Here is a 4,732-nt window from a genome sequence, read left to right as displayed (position 1 = left end):
ATCCACCGCTTAGACTTTAAGCATAACTGCATTCTTCGCCCGCTCTTAGGGGGCTTGGTTTTGTGCGTCCTTTTTCGGAATGGTACTTAGATTACAATGTTTCAACCTTTACCTTCCTTTTCCAATACGATACACGGAACTAAACAACAAAGCACATATAGCTCTACCTTAGTAAGTCAAATTTCTTAACTTTACAGTGTCTAGACAATACAAACCAGAACATACTAATTGACTATTTAATTGATACAGGTATGAAAATAAGTTACTTATATAGCTGAAAATTATAACTAACAATAGTTGGTAATATATTAAAATTATCTTTTAATAAATCTTTTGCCACAAATATTTATACATAAAATTCTTTGCCTTACATTAGGCATTTAATAATAGCATTCTCTTAATGACCCTGCATAGATTTACAATTATTCTTTTTATGTGCGCGCATAAGATAACCTTATCCACAGTACTGACACAGAAAATTAGATTAATTTAAACTTAATTTTGGTAGTGTCAACAGTTTTTCGCACTTTGGTTTGTAGTTTTGGAGTGAATGAAGTCAGCCAGCAACGGAGGTATCCTCAAGGGTTGCCTCCAGGTGCTTCATATTCATGTACTTCTCGTTGCCCCACTGGGTACCGGCCACAGACCAGCATGAGGGCAGAGTCTCCATCCGGGAAGCTACCTACCACACGGGGGCGGCGAATCTCCCGATTCAACCGGTCAATAACATTATTGGTGCGGATATGAGTTCAGTGCTCGCTGGAAAAATCGCAGTAGGTCAGCGTTTCCTCTATGCCATCCTCCACCTTTTTGGCGGCCTCTTTCAGCTTCATGGAGCGTAGTTCCTCTACCACCGGTCTTTGCTTTTTCCCGGGCAGCTTTCTTGCTCTCCTGGGCATGGATCGCCTTGAGCATCTTAGCTACTACCAGCTTTACTTTGGAACGCGGCGTAACTGAGAACACATTGCGGTAAAAGTGGACGGTACACCGTTGGTACTTGGCTTCAGGGAATACTTCTCCTACAGCCTCGAGCATACCAAGACACTTGTTGCCAACAAATGAGTTTTACGCCGTCCAGGCCACGCCCACGGAGCCATTGAAAGAAGCTGACCCCGCGGCCCTGTCCTCTTTTATTCCCTCAGCGGCATCCAGAACCTCACGATATCCGTCCTCATTAACCGCAATTGCCACAAGAATGGCTACATTTTCAAATTCTCCCCCCAATTGCGGTGCAGGTAGATCCCATCCACATAGACATACGGATACCGCCCACCTTGTAGAGGACGGTTCCGCCAATCTTCAATGTGGACATACGCTTTCTTATTCAGCTCACTGATGGTGGAGGGAGAGACCTTGCTGCCCCACAGGACCTCGGTGATGTCCTCCACACGCCGGGCAGATACTCCGGCCAAGTACATTTCAATAAGAGCCTCTTCTACACTGCTTTCCCGGCGTCGATACCGTTCAATGATGGCAGTTTCAAAGGAGATTCCCTTGAGCTTAGGTACCTTGAGAGTGACATCCCCGGAAGTGGTGGTGAGGTTTCGGCTATAGTGGCCGCTGCGGTAGCCCTGGCGCTGCTCATTGCGCTCGTACCGGGCCGCCTGGGTCAGTTTTTGAGCCTCGGCCTCCAGAAGCTCGTTGAGTGTTTCCTCTACGCTTCCGCGCACAAGTTCCTTGAGCTGCCCCTTGATAACTTCTTCGTTTAGCTGTACAATCTTCTCGGACATGGTTTGCTGTCTCCTTTCGAATGGTGTGTTGCGACTTCATTCTACCAGAGATCTGTAAACCATGTCTTTTTTTATCTACTTTTTAATTTGCGAAACTTATTGTACCTTATCTTAATTTTAGATATTTAGATTAAATTTTTTCATAAAATTATTGACACCGCGATGCTTAAATCTTTTATTTCAAGACCTTGTATAATAGCTTTTTATTGATTAAGCCCAACATTGCAAGGATCTTAACTTTTAAATCAGGAAATGAAATTAGATTCTTCATACAATCACTACCATTCATATTGTTCCATAAATAATTCCACTCAATTAAATTTTTTCTTTTAGCGACTACATGTAAACAGCCAAGGACCCATCGAGGAAGGAGAAATTTTTTTAAAAAAGCATCTGTCATACTCAAAGACAAATTTACATAGGTATTATATGCCGATATCATGACATCAACTTTTGTAGCATCCATGATAGAACCAGAACGGGACAAATAATTATATAGTGCACACCGTAAATATACACATTTCTTTAATCTGTTAAGAACTTCCCACTGAAAGCACTGATCTTCTGACCATCTAATTTCACGATGTTCTATGTTATTTTGCCTTAGAAAATCTATGCGATATAATGTACCAGGAACAAGCAAATTGCGATCACGTCTCAAAAAGCTTTTAATAATTTCATCATGCGAAAGGACTTCAATATAATCGTTTTTTTCGGATAAACTAAATATATTTTTTTCATTAACATTTTTAAAATCAGAAAAAATAGCATCAACATCCTGATATTTATTCGCAATTGCACTCAACATTTCTATTGCAAACGGTTGTAATGTATCGTCAGAATCTAAAAATAAAACCCATTCACCAGAGGCTGCTGAAAGGCCCGTATTACGAGCAATTCCTTGACCTAAGTTTTTTTGTTTAATGATAGAATACGTAATATCACTTGCTTTTATAAGATCTATTGCAATGTCAGTTGAATTATCCGGGCTTCCATCATCGACCAAAACTATATCGAAACATCGACTAGTCTGGTTAATCAAAGATAATATTGTATTTCGAATATATTTTTCTGCTTTATATATTGGAATAACAATAGTAATCAAATTAGTTAGTTTTTTCATTATATACCTCTTAAAACATTTCTTTATATTTTATAGTCGTTATTAGCCCCATTAAAAACCACATCATAAAACATTTTACACCTGGCCCAAATGGCGCCAGCATTTCAAATACACCGTTAATTATGTAACTAATGACTATTAAAAATAATGTAGTAAATAAAGCGTCCTTTGAAGTGATTTTTTTAATACACCAAATAATTGGGTAACAGGCAATAATTAAAATAAGTGATCCAAAAAAGAAACCATATTCCAAATAACTAGTTAAAATAAGTGACTCTCTATGCCGCCCGCCTTTACCAAATAATGGATATTCGGTAAAGTCAGCCCAAAACAAACGCCATTGTGAAAATCTGCCGCTTGATAATGAGTCAAGTCCCGTTCCTTTTCTACCACCAAGCATAACTTGATTTATTATAATTTCATATAACTCAGGACTGAACAAAAATGCCAATGTTATTATAAATAAAATTATTACTAAAAAGGTTTTAATTTTTTTATTAAAATCCTTTGTGCAAAGAATAACAAGTATTATAATTGGCAACATAATTAAGCATGCACGACTTTTTAATGCAATAAGCATATATACATTAAATGCTGTTATTAAACTATATATAATTTTTGCAAAGGGTCTATCACATGTCAATTTATTAATAATAGTTAGTATAATTGATGTTAAAATTATTTGAGATACAGAATTCTTTGATGAATATGCATAAATTATATTATTAATACTACTTCCCTTTATATAGCTAAAATAGATGCTAATGGTTACAGCTAGCGTGGCCCATACATACACAGTAAAGCAAGCTTTTAACATATTTCGATCAATATGTTTACCGCACATAGAGCCTATAACCATAATAAACATTGACAAAGCCATCTGACGTGGTATATCAGAATAAGAATAGCTTTTATCAAAAACACTAGCTATTCCCCAAAATGCTAAAACAGTAGTACTCATTATTATAATGAGTTTTAGGTCCTTATATATTGTTATCTCTTTATCAACAATGCACAACACAAAAAAAACAATAATCCATACTATCGACGAAATAGCTGAAGATATTCCAACTTCTACAAGCGCTGGCATCTGAGAAATAATAGTAATAAAACATGCAATAACAACCAGATAAAAAATCAATCCTCTTTTGGGGGGGCTATTAATTTTAGAATATTGAGAGAACGCCTTGCTCATGTAAAACTACCTTCAAAATAAATAATTTTCACACCATACTATTTATAGCAAAATTTTGTTTACAGTACTCGACTCAACATTTTACATATACATACATCATGTGTTTCATTTTACTTTTGGGCTTATTATGGGAATATTATTGTATTTCAACTTTCTTTATATTTGAATTTTAGCTGTGGATCTTTTAATATTCCCTTATATTTATTGCGGAATAAATTTCCATACTTTTTAACAGTTTCTAATTAATTATTAAAAGATATTGTCATCTAACTTGAATAAGCAGTGACTTTTTACTCTATAACCCTTATCATATTATTCACGATACGTTCGTAGTATTAGGTTAAAACAACCAGTCAAACTTTGGAATATTGTTTATCTTATAACAGGCCCAGTGTTCTTAGCTACAAACTTCATAGAAGCAAAGCAAAACCTTTTATACTCGTCCACATAAAACTCCCCTATCACAATGGCTTAGTATTTTACTCTCTTCAGACCACCTCACCGCTTCGCTCTTACAACACCCTTCTACCCTGCCTTATCCTAAATTTCTATAGCTCTAAAATTCAATATATTTACATATATATGACCATTCCTTTCCGCTGCGCTCCAAGGCACCAAAGAGGATGAAACACAGTGCCCCTAACGCAGCAAGTCGATATTTGTTAGAATGTACTTGAGGAAGCA

At 36.5% G+C, this 4,732-nt stretch carries 2 protein-coding genes and 1 pseudogene; all 3 read right to left on the bottom strand.

Translation table 11 applies throughout. The annotated features are described in order from the left end of the window. Window positions 1–556 precede the first annotated feature (556 nt). Window positions 557–1,730: pseudogene (locus B5G34_RS18040) on the bottom strand (IS256 family transposase). Between the two features lie 175 nt (window positions 1,731–1,905). Then, window positions 1,906–2,853 carry a glycosyltransferase family 2 protein gene (locus B5G34_RS18035; protein ID WP_087340657.1) on the bottom strand — a complete coding sequence of 316 codons (948 nt, stop codon included), beginning with the start codon at window positions 2,851–2,853 and terminating at the stop codon, window positions 1,906–1,908. 10 nt (window positions 2,854–2,863) lie between these two features. Beyond that, complete coding sequence (locus B5G34_RS18590) at window positions 2,864–4,048, bottom strand: O-antigen ligase family protein (protein WP_140397302.1); 1,185 nt, start codon at window positions 4,046–4,048, stop codon at window positions 2,864–2,866. Window positions 4,049–4,732 lie beyond the last annotated feature (684 nt).

It is taken from the genome of Flavonifractor sp. An82, assembly GCF_002159265.1.
Classification (GTDB): domain Bacteria; phylum Bacillota; class Clostridia; order Oscillospirales; family Oscillospiraceae; genus Flavonifractor.
This window is presented reverse-complemented; position numbering and strand designations above follow the sequence as displayed.

Bases quoted from the DNA above. Each gene is read 5' to 3' on its own strand.
- B5G34_RS18035 (WP_087340657.1), bottom strand. From the start codon at position 2,853: ATGAAAAAACTAACTAATTTGATTACTATTGTTATTCCAATATATAAA.
- B5G34_RS18590 (WP_140397302.1), bottom strand. From the start codon at position 4,048: ATGAGCAAGGCGTTCTCTCAATATTCTAAAATTAATAGCCCCCCCAAA.